This is a genomic window from Candidatus Enterococcus avicola, assembly GCF_047470845.1.
In the GTDB taxonomy this organism is placed as follows: Bacteria; Bacillota; Bacilli; order Lactobacillales; family Enterococcaceae; genus Enterococcus_D; species Enterococcus_D casseliflavus.
Window position 1 is genome coordinate 1 of the sequence record NZ_JBLGTY010000033.1, and the last position, 21241, is coordinate 21241.

A 21241-nucleotide genomic window follows, 5' to 3' on the forward strand; every position below is an offset into this window, starting at 1 on the left:
AATCTGAGCCAGAATGTGGTTCATTCTGACCCAGATTTGATTTTACACAACTCATCAGTCCTTATTGACAAAGAGCCAAAATTCTTCGTTTCTTTTTCATAAAGCCCTTTATTTTAGGCGTTGTTTTCGTTGGACGAGGATCACGATGCGTTTGATCAAATTGATCACTAAGAAAAGAGCGATAAAAACCAGCGTAATCGTCGCACCCGGTGGTGTGTCCAAATAAAAGGAACTGGTCAAACCAGACATCATCCCAATCATGCCGATCACGACACTGATCAAAATCACGGCATTGAAGCTCTTGCCTAAACGCATACTGATGGCAGCTGGTAAAACCATGATCGCAGAGATCAACAATGCACCCGCAATCGGGATCATCATGGCGATTGCCACCCCCGTCAAGACATTAAAGAGCATCGACATCACTCGCACAGGCAAGCCATCGACATGGGCGGTATCTTCATCAAAGGTCAAAATGTACATGGGCCGTTTGAATAAGAAGAATAAAGCAAAAACGACTAAAAACAAAAAGCCTAAGATCCAGACTTGTTCTTGTGTGATCGTAACGATCGACCCAAACAAATACGATTGGATACTCGTTGCGGAGTTCCCCCCGCTAAGGTTCATCAAGACGAGGGCTAACGCTAAGCCGCCAGACATCAAAATGGCGATCGAGATCTCTGAATAACTGCGGTACAGTGTTCGCAAGTATTCCAAAATGATTGCGGCAATGACTACGATCAATAACGTCGTCAAACTCGGATTTAGATTTAGAAAGAAGCCTAGTGCCACCCCTGCTAAAGAGACATGAGACAGCGTATCCGCCATCAATGACTGTCGCCGAATCACTAGAAAAACCCCCAGCATCGGTGCGATACCAGCAATAAAAATCGCCGCAAGAAAAGCTCTTCTCATGAATTCATATGAAAGCAACGCCATGGTGAATCCTCCTTCCGCACTAAACGGATCTGACGGTCCGCGTATTCTTTGATATCTTCGTGATCATGGGTGATCATCAAAATCGACTTGCCGTGGTCATGAGCATTGTGCCGTAGCAGTTCATAAAACAGATTGCGGGATTGTTCATCCATCCCCGTAGTCGGTTCATCTAAAATAAATAAATCAGGGTCCGTGGCAAAGACCCGTGCCAAGCTGATCCGCTGCTTTTGGCCACCGGACAACTCGCCGATCCGTTTATGACGCACGTCCCACATCCCGACGGCATCTAATGCACGGCGGACATGTTCATGGTCTCGTTTCGTCAAGCGCTTGAACCAGCGATCTCTTGGGTAGCGGCCCGATTGGACCAATTCCAAAACGGTGCTGGGGAACCCGACGTTAAAGGAAGCAATCTGCTGAGGAATGTAGCCGATGCTTAATTTTTCACCAGCAGCATTTTTGGTCGCCAAGGTGACTGCTCCTTTAGAAGGTTTCAACAAACCAAGGGTTGCTTTGATCAAAGTAGATTTTGCCGCCCCATTTTCGCCAGTCAAAATCACGAATTCGCCGTCTTCGACAAAGTAGGAAATGTCTTCCAAGACGGGCTCATCATCATAATAAAAGGTCAAATCTTTTACATCGATATAACGCACGCAGGCGCCTCCTTAGTGAATACTTTTTTGTAATGCTGCCAAATTGTCTTCCATTACAGACAGGTATGTTTCGCCGTTATCCATCTGCTCTTGCGTCAAGCTTTCTAATGGATTCAAGACCGCCAGCTCCACTCCTGTTTCAGACGCTAAGGTCTCAGCCACCTTCGATGACGCGTTTTCTTCAAAATAGATAACTTTGACTTGTTTTTCTTCTACATATTCTTTCAGCTCAGCCAACCGACTTGGCGTTGGTTCTTGATCGGGTGAAATGCCCGAAATCGATTCTTCGACTAAATCATACTGCCGTGCCAAATAGCCAAAGGCTGCGTGCTGCGTAACGAAGGTTCGTTGGGTCGCATCCTTTAACGCCGCTTGGTAGGCTTCATCTAAAGCAGAAAGCTTTTCGATATAGGCAGCTGCATTTTCCGTGAAAGTTGCCTTTTGCTCAGGAAACTTCGCAATCAAGTCATCGCGGATCGTTTCTACTTCTTGGATCGCTAAGACTGGGTCGGTCCAAACATGAGGATCGTACGTATGATCATGGCCTTCATGGCTGTCTTCGCTTTCGTGATCATGCGCGTCATGATCTTCCTCCTCTGTGCCTTCCACCAACTGAATGTTTTTGGCCGCTTCGATCACGGCTGTTTGCTCAGGATCGACGGAATCCGTCAAACTAGCGACCCAAGTTTCTAGCTCAGGACTATTGTAGACAAAGGCATCTGCATCCATGATTTTGGTCATATCTTTGGCACTTGGCTCATAGTCATGGGGTTCGGTTCCTGCAGGGATCAACAAGGAGACCTCTGCTGCGTCGCCTACGACTTCTTTCGTAAATTCGTACATTGGATAAAACGTCGTGACGATCGACAGCTTCTCTGTGTCACTCGATTGGCTTGTCGCTTCTTGCTGCCCACAAGCGCCAAGAAGCACGCCCCCTAAAAGGAGTGCTGTAGTAAGTAAGATTTTTTTCATCGGGATTTCCCCTTCCATTTGCTGGCTCTTCTTTTTATTTTAAAACGGAACAACTCCGTTTTGTTAGCAAAAGTTACTCTATCAAATGATTTCCGGTTCGTCAAGACAAATCGTACGTTTTACGATTTAAAACTTTTATTTCGAGATAAATCGGAAAACATAGGAGAAAACGTTCATTTGAAGCGGATTCTTCTCTCAGGAACTTAGCCATATTTTACGCCATTCGCCATGCGTCCCGGCTGTACCAGCTTGAAAAATTAGAGAGTATGTAGGATAATAACCTAAAAGCACTTGGAGGAAACGAAGATGAACGAATTTGTAACTGTGCCGCCAACTGTAAACAACAGCGACTTGTTGACTCGAATCGTCTTACCAGAAGATCCTGCATCGCAGCAAACCGAAGAAATCCGCAAAACGATCGACAAACCATTGTATGAAGAAGACAAAAAGAAAAAATCCGCAAAGAAGCAGCACCAAAAAGAATAGCCTTTGCTTTACGTAAAGAATCAGACCCCGACGCCTTATTTTCGTCGGGGACTTTTGTGTAGGGCAGCTTCTAGATGCTTCCTTCCCCACTTCAGCTGCCTTTTTCTTTACCATTGAAATAGAAGGCATACAAAAAAACACAGGCGAATTCAGCCTGTGTCCTTGACTCATTCATTTCAATGTACGTACAAGATAAACCTCATCGCAGAATCCTTTTAAGGCATTATAGACCCGCTGTGCCCGCGAATATTTTTGACAAAGAGCAAAGACAGTCGGTCCGCTGCCGGTCATCAAGGCAACGTCTGCGCCGTATTTCATCATGCGATCTTTGATCTGTTGGACGATCGGATACTTCGGGATCGTGATGGCTTCTAGGCTATTGCCCATGGCAGCGATCATTGCTGGATAATCTTCGGCTAAGACGGCGGCCGACAATGCTGCGATATCTAGATGGTGCAGTTGGTCTAGCTCGACTTCTTGAAAGATTTTCCCCGTTGAAACACTCAAACGAGGTTTAACCAAGATGACCCAACATTGCGGCATCGGCCGCAGCGGCGTCACCAGCTCCCCTTTTCCTGCAATATGGGAAGTGGTCCCATAAAGACAATAGGGAACATCGGTGCCGACTTCCATACCAATATCGATCAGCTCTGCCATGGAAAGGTCTAAATGCCACAGGCGAACCATCCCCCGCAGCGCTGCCGCACAATCCGTACTGCCCCCACCTAACCCAGCTGCCACCGGGATATTCTTGGTGATGCGGATACGGATGCCTTTTTTTATGCCGTAGCGTTTTTTTAAGATACTGGCGGCTTGATAGACATTATTGCGTTTGTCGATCGGCAAAAAGGCTTTGTTGGTTTCTATAATGATCTTATCTTCTGCTATCTCTTCCATTATCAGACGGTCGGCTAGATCAACACTAGACATCACCATTTCCAACTCATGGTAGCCGTCTGTTCTTTTCTCTAACACATCGAGACCGAGGTTGATCTTAGCTGGCGCTTTTTCAATAATCTCCATCTTCATTCATCCAATCATCTGATAGTTATTTAGTTCTATCATAGCAGATTCTTATAAGATAGTTGAGTGATTTCTCTTGTTTTTATGATTGTTGCCATTTTGGTTGCCCTTTGGCTTGGTTCCTCGTAAAATAGAAGTACCAACTCAATAGATAAAAGAAAGCGGGGGAACCACATGGCAAATTTGATTCCAAGAGATTTCGCAGGCGGTGAAGAACTATTAGGCAAATTAATGAACAGTTTTTGGCAAGAACGGCAAATGAATACGGACATTAAAGAGTACGAAGACAAGTATCTCGTTCAAGCAGATTTACCCGGCATCAAGAAAGAAAACATCCGCGTCAGTTACGTCAACAACACGCTGACGATTTCAGCGGCTCAAACAGAGACCACGGAAACCGAGGAGGATTTCGGACATTATTTGCGCAAAGAACGCTCTAGCAGTGCCTATCAACGGACCTTCACCATCACAGACATTGATGACGAGTCCATTAAAGCAGTGTTTGAAGACGGCGTTTTGACCCTGACGTTACCAAAAGCCAGCTACAAAGATGCACCCGCAAAAAATATCCCGATCGAATAACCGAGATACCAAAAAGGCAGTCCCTTCAGAGAACGCTCTTGGGGGCTGCCTTTTCCTATTTGCGTGCTTGTCGTCGATACGCCTGTCTTGAGGTCTGTGGTTCTTCTTCAGAAATCTCTTTTTTGACGTACAATTTCAAACTGTATGGTTCATGGTATTTCACATCATTTTTGATAAAATCACCGCCAGTGATAAATAAGCCCACTGGCTCTAAGGGCTGTTTGCCTGTCCATTGGATCGTGCCGACTTTCGTCATCTCCGTGTAGCTAGTACCGATCTGTAATGCGTACTCATTTTCCCCTTGCTGTTTGACAAAATAGTAAGGATACAAGGTGTTTTTCGGGATCGTAAAGCCGTTGGATGACGGTTTGATCGCCAATTCTTCTTGAGCGATCAAGGTCTGCAAATGATTCGCCAATACCAGCTGATAGTCTTCTTCAAAATGGATCACCGCTTTTTCAGTCGTCAAACGATCAATGTCGGTGGTGCTGATGGTTTCTCCTTCAATATTGAAGACTTCGTCTGGTAAAACTTTGACAAAGGCCTGAGTGACATCGAACTTCATATTTTTGTTTAAGAAATAATAGAAGATATTCAGTACCCAGAAGTAGACTAAGACCAAAAAGCCGACCGTATAAAGGATCGCTTGAAAATAGTTTTGGTTCGCAAACATCCCGTAGACGATCCGCAAAATATACGCCGTTGGAATGATACTGAGGATGGTATAGGCACGGTTCAAGTATTTAGGACTGATATCGAGATAGCCCAAAAATTTATGGATGCCGTTGATTAAATCTAAAATAAGCGTCATTTTCTCACCTACTCATTTCCTTGATTCTCATCCATGATCCCTTGTGGATCTGGCGTGGTCTCTTCACTTGAAGAAGGTGTTTCCTGATTGTTTTCCGATGGTGCTGGTGAAACATTGGCATCGCTTGATGGCGTCGTTTCTGCAGGCACCGAAGAAGACGGAGTCGTTGCTGGTGTTGCTGGTTCACTGCTGGATGACGGTGTTGTCTGCTGGTCATCGTTCGTCGGTTGTGAGTCCGTGCTAGCAGGTGTCTGATTTTGACTGTCTTCAGTCATCGAAGAGGGTGTGCTTTCACTTGGTACTTGTTCGGTCGTTTCTGTCGTCTCTGTCGTTTCCGTCACACGACTTGGTTGGCGGTAGCTGCCTGAATTCACCACGCCGGTGGCAGTGGCAATGATCGTTGATATCGTTAAAAGTGCAATTGGTTTTAAAATAGGCGGGACTTTTCGCATGATTCTCATCCTTTTCTTACCCGATGTTGCCCATTGGCAGCCTCGGTTCCTTCAGCCTCTTCTTACCTTTATAATCGTTTCTGACAAAAGGGTCAAGATTCCAGAGGCTTCTGTCGCAGGATTTAAAAAAATCTAAACATGTAACTGTTTTCACAAAAAAACAACGACGGCAGTTGCCCCCGCTACACAAGGTATTCATAAAACTTTTCAAAGGTCAGCCGAAACGTGCCATGGTAATCCCGTAAAAGGGTAGGCAAAGCGATCACTTCTTCATGTAGGATCGGGGCATCGATTTGGATCACCGCTTCTTCCTCATCCAGATAATAAGAACTAAACAGTTCATCATCAGCAACTTCTTCTAGCTGATTGGTCAGCTCTTCATAAAACTTTTCTACGATCGGTTCTGCCAACTCATCAAAGACTGGCTGCAAGGCTGCTTCTACAGCTGGAAACGGCTGCGCGAGTAATTGCTGTCCGCTGAGGGAATGGCGGGTATTCTCATAGGTCAAATAAAGCAGGTCGAAATAATCCTCTTCTTCCCCGATCGCTTCTAGCGTCAAAAGGGCTTTTTCTACCAATGAAACCAAGGCCGAGGATACTTCCTGATGCATCACCGCATCAACTTTTTCAAATAATTGCTGTTTCTCGATGACAAATGATTCTTCCATAAAAGTGAATTCCGCTTTTTCAAAGCAAAGGGGGGTATCAGAGATAAATAGTTGGATCGTTGCCATGGCGTTGCCTTCTTTCTTTTTCAAGCTGCGGACAAACAGATGATTTGTCAACAGCGAAAATCTTCGTTAGCATAAATAATAGCAGGTGAACAAATTGTTCATCAAGTAATAAGGAGGAGATCGAATGAGTAAAGTTGCTGTTATTGTCACTGATCTAGTTGAAGATGTTGAGTTGACGTCACCAAAAGAAGCACTGGAAGCGGCTGGACACGAAGTAGTCGTTATTAGTAATGAAGGCGCCGAGACCGTCGAAGGCAAACAAGGTGGAACATTTACCGTCGATGCGGCCATTGATACGATCGATCCTGCAAGTTTTGATGCTTTGTTGATCCCAGGCGGTTTCTCCCCTGACCAATTACGGACCGATGAGCGCTATGTGTCATTGACGAAAGACTTTTTGACATCTGATCGTCCCGTCTTTGCCATTTGCCACGGCCCACAACTGTTTATCCAAACAGGACTGACAAAAGATTTGACCTTGACGGCTTATGATTCTGTGCGACCAGATTTAGCCTACGCAGGTGCCACCGTCAAAGATGAGCCTGTCGTGATCGACGAAACCTATCGGTTGATCACCAGCCGAAACCCAGATGACTTAGATGCCTTCAATCAAGCCATTACCGAGGCATTGAACTAACCACGAATAAGACTTGGTTTCTTAGAGAAAAAAAGCCGCCAATTGCAGCGTTCGATCCTTCGTATCGATCGAGCTGCAGCTGAGCGGTTTTTTCTTGCGTAGCTTTTCAGTTTTCAGTGAATAGCTCGTTTCCCGTTACTCGTCAGAGGGCAACTCAAAACCATCGAAAGTCTCGCCATCGTAATAGCGCAATAACTCTTCCGTCGATAATAAGGAAGACGTCATTTCTTCCTGTGCCTCATTGGCCTCTCGAAGTTGGGCAAGGTAAGCCGCGTAGGCTTCTGCCAACTGCCGATAAACAGCTTGCCGCGAAGTTCCTTCCCCTTGGATCGTCGGCAATTCACGGATAAAGGCCCGATAGACGGGGCGGTTTTCCTGCCATTCGATCGGCAACTCAATTACTTGAAGCTGGGCTTCTTCAAACCATCGTTCCATCGCTCTCCCTCATTTCTTTTCTTATTATCGTCAAGTTAGCAGCAAAGGTCAATCAGTGAGCAAAAAAATACAGAACAAGCGTTGAAAGAAATTGCCACATCCGCAAAAGCTCGCTTGTTGGGCTAGCTTTTACGGATGCGGCAATTTATCTGCTTGTTCTGTGTGTTACTCGTTTTTATGCGGCAACATACGCATATTTTTCAATGTTTTGTCGGATCGTTTCAATCATGTCTTCATCTTGTAAGCCAGTGATTTCTGCAATAACTTCCGGTAGTGATTTTTCATCCAAAAGTGCTTGTAACTGTTGGCTTTGCTCATCTTCAGGGTCTTTGTAGTTGAAGATCATGCCGATCGTTTCATAGAGATGATCTGGCTGCATGTTGCGTTTTTCTAACTCAAGGACTGGTCGGATAAAGCGTTCTTCGGTTCCTAATTTGCGGACAGGTGTCCGTGCCACCCGTGTGATGGCATCGGAAATGTGTTTGTTTTTAAAGCGTTGGATGATTTTTTCGATATACCGTTCATGTTCTTCAGGATCAAAAGCCCACTTCTCAATTAAAAGCCGCCCAGTTTCTTCGAGAACGGATTTTAATTGGATAACCACTAAATGGTCCTGCATCGCTTCATCGATCGTCTGATAGCCTTGGAGGGCGCCTGTGTACGCTACCGTAGCATGACCCGTATTGACACTGAATAATTTCCGTTCAATATACGGTTCCAGGTCCGCCACATAATGGACCCCTTGCAGATGGATCGAGGATTTCATCCCTGACTCTTGGATCACCCATTCGCAAAAAGGTTCTACTTGAACGAATAAGGGATCTTCATGATGTTGCAGCGGTACGATGCGGTCCACCGCTGCATCTGGAAAACCAACCGTCGCTTCTAACGCGGACCAATCCGCAACGTATTTTTGCACTTCGCTTTTTAAAAAGGTCGATCCGCCGATCATGTTCTCACAGGCGATCACATCAATGGCTGGCTTGTCTGGGTGTTGCTGACGTGCTTCTAAGCCTTTGGCGATCAGCTCAGCGATATGCGGCAAAATGTTGGGACCAATGGCGGTCGTAAGGATGTCTGCCTCGGCGATCGCTTGGATCACCGCTTCTGGTTCTTTGGCATTGTTCAATCCCGTCACATGCTCAATGTGGATCTGTTCTTGGGTCTCATCGGCTAATTCGATGGTATACCCTTGTCTTGCTTTTAAGGCGTCAATGATCGTTTCATTGACATCAATAAATGTGATTTCAAAGTTGTTGGCAGCCAATATCTCGCCGATAAAGCCGCGACCAATATTACCTGCACCAAAGTGAACTGCCTTCATGTCTTGTCTCCTCCTTAAATCCTTATGCTACGGTCAAACTTTGGGCGATTTCTTCTTTATCTAAGGCATCCGCCAATTCGACAACGTTATCGATATCGCTGCAAAAGAGGGCGATTTGTTGGACCAATTGCAGATGATCTTCCCCTTTGCCCGCGATGCCGAAAAGGACGGTGACGATTTTTTCTTCGTCCGCTGTACCGAAATTCACGCCATCAGGTACTTGCACGATACAGATACCTGATTTTTTGACGTATTTTTTGGCTTCATCCGTGCCGTGAGGAATCGCAATAAAGTTCCCCATATAGACTGAGAGCATCTCGTCACGCTCAAGCATGGCATCGACGTATTCTTTTTCCACACAACCTGCCGCCAGCAATTTTTCGCCGCAGTAACGAATGGCTTCTTCTTTGGTCGCAAATTGTTTGTTCAATTCAATCATGTCTTTTTCTAATACTTGCATTCGGCTCATCCTTTCTTAATTCGCTGCTTTGATCGATGCCACGATCCGTTGATAGTTCGTCGTTCCCATCAGATTATTGACAGATAGGTGGATCGCTTCTGGCGCTGACGTTTGCGCTTGCGGCGTTAGGGCTTCTTTTGTGATCACCAGTGAAGAGGCGTTGGCATGGAGATCATTGATATGGCTTTTTCTGATTGGCATCGTCAGAGCTTCTTTGGCTAAAAGATCTTGGAAAACTTTCTGAGCCATCGTTGCCGAACCTTTGCGATCATCGTGGGCCAAAATGATTTCACTGACTTGCTTAAGGTCATTGGCGGAAGGAACATCTATCTGGTTGCCTGCTTCAGACTTTTTTGCTGTCTCCCCCGCTGTCTTAGTCCCTGACAATGTGGCTACGATTTCATCGTACCGTGGAGAGTTCAGGAAATTTTCAACCGCGACAAAGGTCGCATTTGGCGCTTTTTGTTTGGCACGTTCTTGCAATTCTTCTTGAGTGACGATCAGCGTATTGGCATCGTCCGTCAAATTGTTGATGGCGGAATTCGAGACATTTTGTGGAAGACCCGCTTCTTTGACTTTTTTACGTAAGATCGATGCCCCCATAGCACTGGAGCCCATGCCTGCATCACATGCGAAGATGATACGATTGATGCCAGTCGTTGGTTGAGCCGCCAAGCCTTTTGAGCTGAGTTTTGCTGCTTGCGTTTGTTGTACTTTTTCTTCAAAATTATCCACCGTATCCTTCGCATCCGCTTTCAAGATCGCGGCAGCGACGATAAAGGACACGCCTGCTCCTACGGCAATTCCGGCTAAGACAGAAACGACACTCATCACTGAGTTGAATGGCGTCATTGCTAAGATCGCAATGATCGAACCTGGTGAAGCAGGTGCCCGTAAGCCTGCACCTAGCAATTGGAAGGTAAAGCTTCCTGATACACCGCCGGCAATCACTGCTAAGAACATCAATGGTTTCATCATGACGTATGGGAAGTAGATCTCATGGATCCCACCGATAAAGTGAATGATGATCGCTCCAGGTGCCGAAGATTTCGCTGCTCCTTTTCCGAAGAAAGTGAAGGCTAGCAAGACTCCTAAACCAGGTCCAGGATTGGCTTCTAATAAGTAAAGAATCGATTTCCCAAATTCGCTGACTTGCTCAGTACCTAATGGTGTCAAAATTCCATGGTTGATAGCATTGTTTAAGAATAAGATTTTTGCTGGTTCAATAAAGATATTGGCTAATGGAATCAAGTGGGCATTGACGATTACTTCGACCCCTGCTGCCATTGCTTCTGTCAAGGTGTTAACAACTGGCCCGATTGCTACAAAGCCCAGTAATGCTAAGGCAAAACCGATCAAACCTGATGAAAAGTTGTTGACCAACATTTCAAAGCCAGCGCGAACTTTGTCTTGGAAGATCTCGTCAAATTTCTTGATGACCCAACCGCCTAAAGGACCCATGATCATCGCACCCAATAGCATTGGGATATCCGTTCCGACGATGACCCCCATCGTTGCGATCGCCCCAACCACGGCTCCGCGGTCACCAGCAATCACTTTCCCGCCAGTATACCCAATCAAGATTGGGATCAAATACGTTAGCATTGGACCGACCATCGTTGCAAAGGCTTCATTTGGTAAATACCCATCTGGAATAAATAATGCCGTTAATACACCCCATGCAATCAATGCGCCGATATTCGGCATCACCATACTCGACAACGTACTGCCTAATTTTTGAACTTTTGCTTTGACTGATGATTTGGCTGCTTTTTGTGTCTGTTCCATTTTTTTCTCTCCTCTCGTCTGCTTACACCCTTATTGTAGGCGCTTCCCAAAAAGCTCGAAAGTCGTACTTTGGCACAAAAAACTGTGCCAAAACTTGTAGCCAAACGGATAGAACAAAAAAAGGCGAGCAGCCCCTGCACTCGCTTATCTTTGTTATGTTTCACGTGGAGCATTTTTTTTGATTTTGCCTAAACACAAAAAAACGTGTACTCACTCCTTCTACACAAGGTAGAAAGAGCAAGCACACGGAGGCAGCTCATTCATGTATTTCGTTCGCTGCTCTTGTTGCAAGCCAGTCTGCTGCTGATCGCTTATTCTTCTGCTAACAAAATCTGTTGGATCTCTTCAACCGATTCGGCATCACTAAGCGCCCGAACATTTTGCATATCAGAACAAAAAAAGGCGATTTCTTGCAAAACAGCTAATTGCTGCTCTTTTAGGACGACTACGAAAAGGATCGTAGCGATTTTAGGCTGCTCCTTCGTGCCGAAGTCGACGCCATCAGGCACTTGGATCAAAAAGAGTCCTTCTTCCTTGATCCATTGCTGGGCTTCTTCTTCCGCATGGGGCAATGCCACAAAGTTACCGATGTAAACACCTGTTTTTTGATGGCGACGCAAAAGGCTTTTGACATAGGGCAAGGAAACGATCTCCTGGTTGACTAAGTACTCGCCAATTTTTGTCAGAGCCTCTGTGGCATCGGTAAAGTGTTGATCCAACAAAATCCGCTCCTGTGGAATATACATCGCTGATCCCTCCTATTGTTTTACTTCTTCAATCAAGAGCGAAGAGAGCAACTGATAAATAATCGAATCATTGCCCGAATTAAAAATCTCCGTATTTAGATCATTCATAATGATCGAACCACTGATTTTTCCTAACATCTGAGAGCTTGTTTCATTGATAGGATACGGCGCAAGCATGACTAATAAACGGGTAACAGCGATTTCTTTTTTATCCATCGCTAAAAGGGGCAAAGGCTGTTTCAAGTCGAAAATACGAAAAACTGGTTGCAGGATCGCCGAGCTCGCCGCGTGAAACAAGGCAAAGTGAGTGTCAGGAATGCCCACTGGCGCTTGGAAGTAGCGCCGTAACAGACGATCAACGACTTTCTCACGATCCAAAACAACATGTTCATCAAAAGACGTCAGCACCAGCTGCAACGTTTCTTCCAAGTCCGCTGGGTTATCAATGGCTTGCACTTGAAACAGCGCCAATAGCTGGTTAATGGCTTCGATAAAAGCCAAGACCTCTTCATAGGATTCCTCTTTGACCAAAGCAGAGGGTGCTTTTTTTGCGGAACGTTTTTTCTGACTAATGGCTTGGAAGGCCTTCTTCAACTCTTGAATATCTTCTTCTAGCAGGATCGGTGAAACGAGTTTGTACTCTCCTTGATACCCTGGCAGCAAGGAAGTCGAGATCACCAAGTCATAGGTCTCCTCGATATTTTCCCGTTTGACATCTCCCACTCGAAAGAAGGTGATTTGATTGATAAAGGGAAAATGTTTCCGCAGCTGCATCTCTAATAAACTGATGGAGGCTAATCCGCTAGGAGAGATCCCTGCAATATTGACTTCTAACACTTTCGGATTTTTTTCCAACGAATTGGCAAAATGCAGGACCATATAGGCGATTTCTTCTTCCGAGAACTGCTGCTGCGGAAAGACCTGCGGCAGATGATTGCGAATCCCGCTGGCGATCTCGACATACTGGTTCATGATTTTTTCTAGGATAGGGTTGTTCAAATGATCTTCTTCTAAAATCGCCCGCGTCATCACTCCTGAGATATGGGTCAGCAGCATTTTATACAAGTTCGTGTCTTCATAAAACGCCACTTCCGTTTGCTCACTGACCAATTCGATCAAGCGTTTCACACGATAAGCCAAGTCAGTATCAAAATTGTCATCAAAAAAATCACGATCAAAGGAATTAGCAAAATCACCTAGTAACACGGCAAAAAAGACGATTTCGTTGATGGAATAAAGCAGTTTCGTCTTTTCGGCGATCTGAGCAAAAATCTTTTTCGCCACCTTCAGCAAGTCTTTGTTGATCTGACTCGGGTACGTCTCTTCTTCCACCGTGTAGCCCAAAGCTACCCGATCCATGGCTAGCGCCAGCATCAAGACGATAAACGCCAATTTGCGGTCACTAAGTTCCTTGAACTGCGGCTCGATGGTTTCTCGAATCAGCCGCTGGGCTAGCAATAGATGGTCACGGGACAGAAATTGAAAAATAAACGGGGCTTCATCATCGGTTTCCAGTAAATGGAAAAATTGGTACTCATTGATCTCCATCACTAGTGTATTGGCTGTGATCAATCGCCGATATTTTTCGGAGCCTTCGATCTCATACCCTTGATTGCGCACGATCCTTAACGGCAGCCGTGCGAGACTTTCTTCTAGCTGTTTGATATCTGAAAAAAACGTCGTATTGCTGATTTGGTAGCGATCCAAGAAGAAATGACTAGATACAGGCTTCGTGGCGGTAGTCAGTTGCAGCAAAATACGATGTTGTCGCTCACTAGCCGCGAATTCTTGATCGGTATCTGCCATAATGGCTTCTTGCAATTGGCGAATGCTCGTTTCTGATGCAAAAATTTGGAAATGACCACGACCGACCTTCTCCAAGGTAGCTCCTACTGTTTCCAGCGATTTTTCTAGATTAGCCAGTTCACGGTACACCGTTCGTTTACTGACTTTTAAGACTTGCATCATGCGATCTAAAGAAACTGGACCGGTACTATTCATCAATTCCGTTAATAAAAGTGTTTCACGATTGGTCAAAAACATAGTCGACTCCTTCTGTCAGTAACTGACGATACGCATCTGTCGTCAATAAATCATCCACCACCAGCAAAGGAACATCTGGGATCGGGCACTTTTCTGCAAGTTCTTTCGGGAGGATATAGACTGCCGTAGGGTCAAGAGCTTGTCCTTCATACGCCATTTTTTTGATGGTCAAAGACAGCGCTTGTTGGCGGGCCATTTTGCTTAGTATCTCCACTGCCATCGTTTGTGAACCGCGTTTTTTTCCAGTATACAAAAAGATGATCGTTGAAAATCCTAACGAACTTGCTGCCTCGGTTTGCAGCGATTTTTGCGGATCCTGTTCTCTTCTTTGTAATTCTTTAATCAGCGGGGCATACTCATCAGCCGCCAAAAAATTATCTAACACATAATGCTGTGCGTGTGGTGTCTGCTTTTGGGCAATAGCTGCTAATTCCCGTTGGGTGATCACCAAAAGCGCGGGATCATCGATCACACGATAAATCGATTGATAGCGGACAGGAAACGTTAGCTGGGCTTCTTGTAACTGTTTTTTTAGTATGCTGGCACCAATCGCACTGGACCCCATCCCTGCGTCACAGGCCACGACGATCTCCGTGACTTTCTTCATTTTCGGCATCTTACGCTCCTCATTTTCTGTATTGGACTTCCGTTTTAACAGCACACTAGCGATCGCAAACGATACGACCGTACTGACGATAATCCCAGCTAAGACACCTAGGATCATAGACGGCGGTGTATTGAGTAAAATCGCTAAGATCGAGCCCGGAGACGCAGGCGCTCTTAAGCCTACCCCTAAAAATTGGAAGATCAGCGTGCCACTGAAACCACCAACGATCGGACCGAGCAACACCCAAGGATCGAGCAGAACAAACGGGAAATACACTTCATGAATCCCACCAATAGCCTGCACAAAAACGGATGCTGCGGCATTCGTTCGGTTTCGCTTTGAACCAAAAAAAAGATACGCCGCTAAGACCCCTAATCCTGGACCGGGGTTGGCCTCGATCAAAAATAAAACCGACTGACCATTGAGTGCCGCTGCTTCGATCCCTAGCGGTGTAAATAGACCATGGTTGACAATATTATTAAAAAACAAAACCTTCAATGGTTCTACAATGATATGGATAAAGGGCAAGACGTTTTGCTGAACAAAATAATCAACGAGCTGATAGCTGCCGAGACTGAACCAATTAAAAAGCGGCGCCAATAGGAAGTAACTGCCTAAAAAGAGGAGTCCGCCAAACGCACCTGCAATAAAATTGCGCACCAGCATCTCATAGCCACTTTTGACTTTGCTCACGATCGAATCACTGCGGTACAATAGCCAGCCCGCTAGCGGCCCCAGCAGCATCGCCCCAAAGACCTGGGGAATATCCGTTGCGAGAATAGCCCCTAAGACCGCCACTGCTCCTACGACCCCACCTCGTTCAGGCGCCAACATCTGCCCACCTGTATAGGCGATCATGAGGGGCAGCAGCACAGTCAAGACCCCTTGTTCCATTTGCTGGATCACTTGTTGATCGACTGAGAAAAAAGGCAGCAGGAATGAAATCAGCATCCACGCAATAAAAATACTTAAATTCGGCATCATCATGCGAGAAAGATAATTCGTATAAAACTTAACCGTTATCATTTTTTCTCTGGAAGACGAGGTCTTGTTCATTTTATCCGCTTCCTTTCTCTTCTCTATTATAAGATGTTCTGGCAAGACTGAAAACAAAAAAAGCATACGTTTTTTAAAACAGAAATCAAAAAAAGCTGACGTAAAACGCCAGCTTTTGAAATAGCTTCAATTGATTTAGTTTACGCGTACCGCGAAATCTGGTGAGTAATAAGAGTAACTGCTAACAGAAACATTTTGACCTGGTGTTGGTGCATGAACGTATTGTCCGTTACCCATAGCGATCGCCACGTGGTGTGTGCTTCCGCGGCTACCCCAGAATAACAAGTCACCAGCTTTTGCTTCATTGATCGAGATCACCGTACCAGAAAATTCTTGTGCGTAAGTTACCCGTGGTAATGAGATCCCAACTTTAGCAAATACATATTGTGTAAAGCCAGAACAGTCAAAGCCGTCTGGTGTCGTACCACCCCATACATAAGGAGTACCAATGTATTTCATTGCTTCTGCTACGATTGCTGAACCGTTGACCGTTTGTGCGGGTGCAGGAGTATTGCTTGCACCATTGCCGCTATTGTTCGATCCTTGGTTGTTATTGCTATTGTTATTGTTGGCAGGAGTCGATGGTGTCGTATTTGTTGAACCGCCACCTTGTGATGAATCTCCTTGTGTGTTATTAGTCGTAGAACTAGAATTTGTTGTAGCGCTTGGTGTTGTTGAATTTGATGTTGAAGAGTCACTAGACGCTGCTGCTTCCTGAGTAGCTGCTTCAGCTGCTGCCGCTTCTTGTGCCGCTGCTTCTTGTGCTGCTTGTTCACGAGCTGCTGCCGCCGCAGCTTCTTCTGCAGCGATGCGTGCTTGTTCTGCTTCGTATTCTTCTTTTTGTTTTTCTAAATCAGCTTTTTCATCTTCTTTAGATGCTTGTTGAACAGCCAATTCCGCTTGCAAAACATTTAAATCGGCTTGTTTGGCTTGTAGATCCCCTAATTGTGTTTCTAGCTCAAATTGGTTCGCTGCGATTTCTGCCAATTTATCGTCGTTTTCTGCTTTCTTCGCTTCAACTGCTTCTTGGTCTGCCTTTTGTTGATCCACAAGATCTTTGTTAGCATTGACGATCGTCGTCATTGCTTGCACACGGCCAATAGCATCTGTTAAAGAGTCAGCTTCTAATACTGCATCAATAAAGTTCGTGCTTTGACCATTGACTTGAACGTCACGGGCTTGTTTTTGGATCGCTTCTTCACGCTTTTCGATTCTGACTTTCAAATCAGCAATTTCTTGCTTCAACTTTTCAGAATCCGCACGCAAATCACCTTGTTGTTGCAACAAAGTTTGGGCTTTTTCATTGATTGCAGCCACGTCGCTTTCAAGTGCTGCTACTTGTGACTGGATGCTCGCTTGCTGGTTTTGCAAGTCAGAGATCTCTTTATTTTTTTCTTCAATTTTATTGTCAAAATCTGATGCAAAGACAAGTGTCGGTGCTGCTGCAGAAGTAAGAACAATTGAACTTACTAACAATAAAGATAAAATTCGCTTTTTCACTCTTCATTCCTCCGGCTGTTGCTTCCCCTAATATGGTTTTTTTATGTATAAATGCTTAAGAATACCTAAAGTCCTTCACGATAGTGTGATTGTAACACAGCCGTATGTCAGAGAGATAAAAGGAATATTACAAAAACATTTCAATCGCTGTTATTTTTATACAGTCAAACGCAAAAAAAATGAAGCTATTCGTCTTTGAATAGCTTCATGAATGGAACGACTAAAAGGATAAACAAAATGATGTTCAATAAAAGCGTAGGTGCTAGAAAGCGGGAAACAAAGAATGACGTGCTAACTGAGGCGATCTTAAATAGCAACTGGACGCCCAACGTCACAACTTCTAAGCTTGTAACAAAGATGATCATTCCGAAAAACATGGTAAATACATTTTGATAAAGCGTATTTTTCAAAATATACATGATCCATACGATCAAGGGAAACGCCACCGTGTAGATGCCGATCACACCGACATAATACACGTCATAAAGGCAACCGATCACAAGCGCCGTGGTGATCAAAAAGTTTTTCGGCAAATACTTCGCGCCACATAAAAGGGCGATCAATAAAAGATGCGCACTGGCGATATAATTGTCTTGGGTCCATTTTTCTAAAAAACGCGTCAGTTGTCCATCTGCCAACATCATCAAAAAGAAGACGCCCGCTGCCAAGTATTTGATGTAGTCATGCTTTTTCATGGCTATTCCTCACCTGCCAAGCGTTTGATAATCGTTACTGCTTGAATATCATACATTTGGGCATACGGTTTTACAAATACTTGGGTATCAAGACCAAACTCATCTTTGGTGGTACGGATCACTGTTCCGATCGCTAAGTCGGCAGGCGAGTTTCCTCCTAATCCAGAGGTCTGCACGACATCGCCTTCCTTCAGCTCATTGTCCCCTGTCAACTGGGTAATGACCAAGGAACGTTCTTTTTGATCGTAACTACTTAGAATCCCAAAGTTTGACCCATCTTCGCCGCTGATCCGAACCGGATAGTGGTTAGAATTCTGGTTTTCAGAAGTCAAAAGTTCAATTTTAGAAGAAGCTGCATTGACTTCTATCACACGACCGATCAAGCCTTTTTGCGACATGACCGCCATGTTGACCTCAACGCCGTCTCTTGAGCCTCGATCCACGATCAGCATATCCTGCCAAGTATCAGGTGACCGATTGATGACATTGGCGGAGATCCGTTCATAATTCGTCAAGGTCGCATTCAGCTCTAGCTCTTCTTTCAAGGCATCGATTTCTCTTTGCGCATTGTCCTTCGCTTGTTCCAGTTCATCAAAACTGTCCAATTTCTCTTTTAAACGTTCATTTTCTTCATACGTCACAAACAAGTTTTTGACTGAATTCGCCCCATTTTCGATCCAACGAAAAGGCGCCGTAATCACTTTATCGATAAAGCCAACGGAGTCATTGACCGTTGATTGCACAACATTGGTGGAGTTTCCCGCAGCTCTGCGGGCAATCGTCACGCTTAATACGGTGACAACTAAAATCACAATAATCAATGTGATGATAATATTTTTATTAGGATTAAACTTTTTCACAAAGACACCTCAAATAATTCCAAACTGTAGTTCCAATTTTACCATTAATACCCTGCAAACAAAAGCTAAGTTGACCGTCTTAATGTTTTTTTTGTAATTAAGTTTCTGAAATTTTCAACAAAAAAAAGAGACGTTCCGTCTCTTAATCACAACTTTGAATGACTGCTATCATCCCGCTGCTAAAGGAAAAACCTGCTGTTTGTGTCAGAAATTCATTGCTGGCATAAGAAGTTGGGTACGGCACTTGGACGTTTTCTAATAAATACTTGCTACCTGTCAACGTCAAATCTGTTACCGGCGTCAAACAGCAGTACGCCAAATACTGCATCTCGGGTTCTTTTTCCAATTGATAGGTGCCTGGTAAAAAGAACTGAACGACATTTTGACGATCTAAAAAACGCAGATTTGGGGCAAATGGACGAAACCGATCTTCTAAAGGCAGCCATAGATTGGCTAAAAGATGGTCGAGACGTCCTCCTGTTGCACCAATCAAGTCGATTTGTGCTTTTGGATAGCGACGCAACGTCTCCACCAATGCCAATTGGGTATCTGTATCATCTTTTTCAGCAGGAGCTTGGATCACTGTGTTGACTTGTTGTTTGACTGCTTGCAGTTCGCCTGCGGTCAAAGAGTCGAAATCACCAATCGCTAGATCGACTGGCCGATGGTGCTGAAGCAAAAACAATGCCCCGCGATCAATCCCAATGTATTTGTCATACGTCATCAGCGGTGGCCAATTTTCAGGGCGCCCCCCTGCTGCTAACAAAATCTTCATTTATTGCAAAGCTTCTTTCAAGGCTCTGATTTGTGCTGCAGGTTCATCGGCATCGTAAATATAGCTTCCTGCTACGAAGACATTTGCACCTGCTTCCAGGCAACGTTTGGCTGTCTCAGGAACGATCCCGCCATCTACCTCGATATCATAATGGTAGCCTTTTTCTTCTTTTAAAGCAGCCAGTACCGCAATTTTTTCTAGTGATTCTTCAATAAAGGATTGCCCACCAAACCCTGGATTGACCGTCATGACTAACACTTGATCACACATGGATAAAACATGTTCAATGGCTGATACTGGTGTGCCTGGGTTGATGACGATTTCTGCTTTGACATTTTCTGCCACAATCATTTGGATCGCACGATGGATATGAGGTGTTGCTTCCGCGTGGATCCCAATGATATCTGCCCCAGCTTCTGCGAAGGCATGGATATACTTTTCTGGTTCGGTGATCATTAGGTGAACATCCAACGGCAGTTTGGTAACTGGGCGAATCGCTTTAACGATATTTGGGCCTAAGGTAATATTAGGGACAAAATGACCGTCCATCACGTCTACGTGAATATAATCTGCGCCATGGCGCTCTACCAGCTCAATGTCTCTTTGAAGATTTGCAAAATCGGCACTTAAAATAGATGGTGCTAGTTTTATCATGCTTTTCCCTCACTTTTTCTTCTTTTTATAAACCGGACGTCGGTTTTCAATCTCTTCTAAAAATTGCACGTAATTCTTATAACGAGTCTCGGCAATCTCATCTGCTGCAACCCCCTGCTTAACTGCACAATCAGGTTCATTAAGGTGCCTACATTCCCTAAAACGACAGTTGGCAGCTACCGCTAAAAAGTCAGGAAATAGTTTGGGTAACTCCACCGCTTCGATTTCCAAAAAGTCGATCGAACTAAATCCTGGTGTATCGGCAACCAATCCATCACAAATCGGCAAGAGCTCCACATGACGGGTCGTATGTTTCCCCCGCCCGAGAGATTCTGAGATCACTCCTGTTTCCAATGCCAATTCTGGGACGATCCGATTCAGCAATGTCGACTTTCCAGCACCGGATTGTCCCATAAAGACGGTGATCCGCTCAGGAAAGTACCGTTGAAGTTCCAATAGATCTTCGCCTTCTGCTTTTGACGTGATCACGTGGTAGCCAATTGCTTGATAGGTCTCCTCAATTGCTTTCATTGCGGCAAGATCTTTCACAAGATCCGCTTTTGTCAAAAAGATGATCGGTTCGATCCCCTCATACTCTAACGTCACTAAAAAGCGATCCAATAGGTTATAGGAGAAGTTCGGCTCAACTAGACTTGTCACGACCACCCCTTGATCCACATTTGCGACTGGCGGTCGAACCAGCTCATTTTTTCGCGGCAAGATCTCTAAAAGATAACCGTCTGTTTGATTGCTGCTTTCAAAGATCACTTCATCCCCCACCAAAGGAGTGATTTTTCGATTCCGAAAATTTCCTCGAGCGCGGGTTTGAAAGATTTCATCTTCTGATGCCACATAATAAAATCCGCTTAGCGCTTTGATGATTTTTCCCTTCAAACAATTTCCTCCTCGTTTTTTACTATTGTATCATATTTTGGCTCTATAATTTATGGGACTGATGAATCAGAATTGATTCTTCAGCCCCATTTTCATTTTAGGTATTAAAAAACAT

23 protein-coding genes are annotated in these 21241 nt (G+C 44.8%); 3 read left to right on the plus strand and 20 right to left on the minus strand.

The genetic code is table 11. The features are described 5' to 3' along the window. Positions 1–108: 108 nt before the first annotated feature. From ACI3E5_RS16445 to ACI3E5_RS16455, 3 genes are read right to left on the minus strand one after another with little or no spacing between them, the layout of a single operon-like run. Positions 109–939 carry a metal ABC transporter permease gene (locus ACI3E5_RS16445; RefSeq protein ID WP_005230272.1) on the minus strand — a complete coding sequence of 277 codons (831 nt, stop codon included), beginning with the start codon at positions 937–939 and terminating at the stop codon, positions 109–111. After that, positions 912–1592, minus strand: a complete 681-nt coding sequence (locus ACI3E5_RS16450; RefSeq protein WP_005232967.1) for a metal ABC transporter ATP-binding protein — start codon at positions 1590–1592, stop codon at positions 912–914. The genes ACI3E5_RS16445 and ACI3E5_RS16450 overlap by 28 nt, the downstream gene beginning before the upstream one ends. A gap of 12 nt (positions 1593–1604) precedes the next feature. Continuing rightward, a complete protein-coding gene (locus tag ACI3E5_RS16455) occupies positions 1605–2564 on the minus strand; it encodes a metal ABC transporter substrate-binding protein (protein ID WP_034696266.1) in 960 nt (319 codons plus the stop codon). Positions 2565–2870: 306 nt separating this feature from the next. On the opposite strand from ACI3E5_RS16455, the gene ACI3E5_RS16460 reads away from it, so the two are divergent. Continuing rightward, positions 2871–3050, plus strand: a complete 180-nt coding sequence (locus ACI3E5_RS16460) for a hypothetical protein (RefSeq protein ID WP_005230269.1) — start codon at positions 2871–2873, stop codon at positions 3048–3050. Positions 3051–3221: 171 nt separating this feature from the next. On the opposite strand, the gene ispE is transcribed toward ACI3E5_RS16460, so the two are convergent. Next, the gene (gene ispE, locus ACI3E5_RS16465; protein ID WP_498822111.1) at positions 3222–4073 is read right to left on the minus strand and encodes a 4-(cytidine 5'-diphospho)-2-C-methyl-D-erythritol kinase; all 852 of its coding nucleotides are present in this window, start codon (positions 4071–4073) and stop codon (positions 3222–3224) included. Positions 4074–4247: 174 nt separating this feature from the next. On the opposite strand from ispE, the gene ACI3E5_RS16470 reads away from it, so the two are divergent. Beyond that, positions 4248–4655: an Hsp20/alpha crystallin family protein gene (locus tag ACI3E5_RS16470; protein ID WP_005230267.1), complete on the plus strand. Its 408-nt coding sequence runs from the start codon at positions 4248–4250 to the stop codon at positions 4653–4655. Between the two features lie 55 nt (positions 4656–4710). On the opposite strand, the gene ACI3E5_RS16475 is transcribed toward ACI3E5_RS16470, so the two are convergent. The 3 genes from ACI3E5_RS16475 to ACI3E5_RS16485 form a co-directional block, all read right to left on the minus strand. After that, positions 4711–5466, minus strand: a complete 756-nt coding sequence (locus ACI3E5_RS16475; RefSeq protein ID WP_005230266.1) for a DUF6681 family protein — start codon at positions 5464–5466, stop codon at positions 4711–4713. Between the two features lie 8 nt (positions 5467–5474). After that, a complete protein-coding gene (locus tag ACI3E5_RS16480; RefSeq protein WP_252704736.1) occupies positions 5475–5918 on the minus strand; it encodes a hypothetical protein in 444 nt (147 codons plus the stop codon). Between the two features lie 182 nt (positions 5919–6100). Beyond that, positions 6101–6652 carry a hypothetical protein gene (locus ACI3E5_RS16485; protein WP_252704737.1) on the minus strand — a complete coding sequence of 184 codons (552 nt, stop codon included), beginning with the start codon at positions 6650–6652 and terminating at the stop codon, positions 6101–6103. A 124-nt stretch (positions 6653–6776) separates the two neighbouring features. Between ACI3E5_RS16485 and ACI3E5_RS16490 the strand changes: the two genes are divergently transcribed. After that, positions 6777–7289: a type 1 glutamine amidotransferase domain-containing protein gene (locus ACI3E5_RS16490; RefSeq protein WP_005230261.1), complete on the plus strand. Its 513-nt coding sequence runs from the start codon at positions 6777–6779 to the stop codon at positions 7287–7289. A gap of 135 nt (positions 7290–7424) precedes the next feature. On the opposite strand, the gene ACI3E5_RS16495 is transcribed toward ACI3E5_RS16490, so the two are convergent. The 13 genes from ACI3E5_RS16495 to rsgA form a co-directional block, all read right to left on the minus strand. After that, positions 7425–7724, minus strand: a complete 300-nt coding sequence (locus ACI3E5_RS16495; protein ID WP_077454122.1) for a hypothetical protein — start codon at positions 7722–7724, stop codon at positions 7425–7427. A 175-nt stretch (positions 7725–7899) separates the two neighbouring features. Beyond that, positions 7900–9048, minus strand: coding sequence for a mannitol-1-phosphate 5-dehydrogenase (locus ACI3E5_RS16500; RefSeq protein WP_010748851.1), 1149 nt, complete (start codon positions 9046–9048; stop codon positions 7900–7902). Between the two features lie 22 nt (positions 9049–9070). Continuing rightward, positions 9071–9508, minus strand: a complete 438-nt coding sequence (locus ACI3E5_RS16505) for a PTS mannitol transporter subunit IIA (RefSeq protein WP_015510630.1) — start codon at positions 9506–9508, stop codon at positions 9071–9073. A 15-nt stretch (positions 9509–9523) separates the two neighbouring features. Next, positions 9524–11296, minus strand: a complete 1773-nt coding sequence (locus ACI3E5_RS16510; RefSeq protein WP_252704738.1) for a PTS mannitol transporter subunit IIBC — start codon at positions 11294–11296, stop codon at positions 9524–9526. Between the two features lie 311 nt (positions 11297–11607). Then, entirely contained in the window at positions 11608–12042 is a 435-nt protein-coding gene (locus ACI3E5_RS16515; RefSeq protein WP_005232954.1) for a PTS mannitol transporter subunit IIA, read from the minus strand. Between the two features lie 12 nt (positions 12043–12054). After that, positions 12055–14085: a BglG family transcription antiterminator gene (locus ACI3E5_RS16520; protein WP_325845124.1), complete on the minus strand. Its 2031-nt coding sequence runs from the start codon at positions 14083–14085 to the stop codon at positions 12055–12057. Continuing rightward, complete coding sequence (locus ACI3E5_RS16525; RefSeq protein WP_195961617.1) at positions 14066–15814, minus strand: PTS sugar transporter subunit IIBC family protein; 1749 nt, start codon at positions 15812–15814, stop codon at positions 14066–14068. Before ACI3E5_RS16525 ends, ACI3E5_RS16520 begins: the two co-directional genes overlap by 20 nt. A 69-nt stretch (positions 15815–15883) precedes the next feature. Then, positions 15884–17248: a C40 family peptidase gene (locus tag ACI3E5_RS16530; protein WP_115233031.1), complete on the minus strand. Its 1365-nt coding sequence runs from the start codon at positions 17246–17248 to the stop codon at positions 15884–15886. Between the two features lie 185 nt (positions 17249–17433). Then, positions 17434–17943, minus strand: a complete 510-nt coding sequence (mreD, locus tag ACI3E5_RS16535) for a rod shape-determining protein MreD (protein ID WP_005230239.1) — start codon at positions 17941–17943, stop codon at positions 17434–17436. A 2-nt stretch (positions 17944–17945) separates the two neighbouring features. Further along, on the minus strand, positions 17946–18803 hold the full coding sequence (gene mreC, locus ACI3E5_RS16540; RefSeq protein ID WP_010748844.1) for a rod shape-determining protein MreC: 858 nt from the start codon (positions 18801–18803) through the stop codon (positions 17946–17948). 142 nt (positions 18804–18945) lie between these two features. After that, positions 18946–19578: a thiamine diphosphokinase gene (locus ACI3E5_RS16545; protein WP_325845125.1), complete on the minus strand. Its 633-nt coding sequence runs from the start codon at positions 19576–19578 to the stop codon at positions 18946–18948. Next, the gene (rpe, locus tag ACI3E5_RS16550; protein ID WP_015510634.1) at positions 19579–20232 is read right to left on the minus strand and encodes a ribulose-phosphate 3-epimerase; all 654 of its coding nucleotides are present in this window, start codon (positions 20230–20232) and stop codon (positions 19579–19581) included. It abuts the gene before it with no gap. A gap of 9 nt (positions 20233–20241) precedes the next feature. Further along, on the minus strand, positions 20242–21126 hold the full coding sequence (gene rsgA / locus ACI3E5_RS16555; RefSeq protein ID WP_016608316.1) for a ribosome small subunit-dependent GTPase A: 885 nt from the start codon (positions 21124–21126) through the stop codon (positions 20242–20244). Positions 21127–21241: the final 115 nt, after the last annotated feature.

Excerpts from the sequence above, each read along its gene's own strand:
- ACI3E5_RS16445 (WP_005230272.1), bottom strand. The coding sequence starts at position 939 with ATGGCGTTGCTTTCATATGAATTCATGAGAAGAGCTTTTCTTGCGGCG.
- ACI3E5_RS16455 (WP_034696266.1), bottom strand. The coding sequence starts at position 2,564 with ATGAAAAAAATCTTACTTACTACAGCACTCCTTTTAGGGGGCGTGCTT.
- ACI3E5_RS16460 (WP_005230269.1), top strand. The coding sequence starts at position 2,871 with ATGAACGAATTTGTAACTGTGCCGCCAACTGTAAACAACAGCGACTTG.
- ispE (WP_498822111.1), bottom strand. The coding sequence starts at position 4,073 with ATGGAGATTATTGAAAAAGCGCCAGCTAAGATCAACCTCGGTCTCGAT.
- ACI3E5_RS16470 (WP_005230267.1), top strand. The coding sequence starts at position 4,248 with ATGGCAAATTTGATTCCAAGAGATTTCGCAGGCGGTGAAGAACTATTA.
- ACI3E5_RS16475 (WP_005230266.1), bottom strand. The coding sequence starts at position 5,466 with ATGACGCTTATTTTAGATTTAATCAACGGCATCCATAAATTTTTGGGC.
- ACI3E5_RS16480 (WP_252704736.1), bottom strand. The coding sequence starts at position 5,918 with ATGCGAAAAGTCCCGCCTATTTTAAAACCAATTGCACTTTTAACGATA.
- ACI3E5_RS16485 (WP_252704737.1), bottom strand. The coding sequence starts at position 6,652 with ATGGCAACGATCCAACTATTTATCTCTGATACCCCCCTTTGCTTTGAA.
- ACI3E5_RS16490 (WP_005230261.1), top strand. The coding sequence starts at position 6,777 with ATGAGTAAAGTTGCTGTTATTGTCACTGATCTAGTTGAAGATGTTGAG.
- ACI3E5_RS16495 (WP_077454122.1), bottom strand. The coding sequence starts at position 7,724 with ATGGAACGATGGTTTGAAGAAGCCCAGCTTCAAGTAATTGAGTTGCCG.
- ACI3E5_RS16500 (WP_010748851.1), bottom strand. The coding sequence starts at position 9,048 with ATGAAGGCAGTTCACTTTGGTGCAGGTAATATTGGTCGCGGCTTTATC.
- ACI3E5_RS16505 (WP_015510630.1), bottom strand. The coding sequence starts at position 9,508 with ATGCAAGTATTAGAAAAAGACATGATTGAATTGAACAAACAATTTGCG.
- ACI3E5_RS16510 (WP_252704738.1), bottom strand. The coding sequence starts at position 11,296 with ATGGAACAGACACAAAAAGCAGCCAAATCATCAGTCAAAGCAAAAGTT.
- ACI3E5_RS16515 (WP_005232954.1), bottom strand. The coding sequence starts at position 12,042 with ATGTATATTCCACAGGAGCGGATTTTGTTGGATCAACACTTTACCGAT.
- ACI3E5_RS16520 (WP_325845124.1), bottom strand. The coding sequence starts at position 14,085 with ATGTTTTTGACCAATCGTGAAACACTTTTATTAACGGAATTGATGAAT.
- ACI3E5_RS16525 (WP_195961617.1), bottom strand. The coding sequence starts at position 15,814 with ATGCTTTTTTTGTTTTCAGTCTTGCCAGAACATCTTATAATAGAGAAG.
- mreD (WP_005230239.1), bottom strand. The coding sequence starts at position 17,943 with ATGAAAAAGCATGACTACATCAAATACTTGGCAGCGGGCGTCTTCTTT.
- ACI3E5_RS16545 (WP_325845125.1), bottom strand. The coding sequence starts at position 19,578 with ATGAAGATTTTGTTAGCAGCAGGGGGGCGCCCTGAAAATTGGCCACCG.
- rpe (WP_015510634.1), bottom strand. The coding sequence starts at position 20,232 with ATGATAAAACTAGCACCATCTATTTTAAGTGCCGATTTTGCAAATCTT.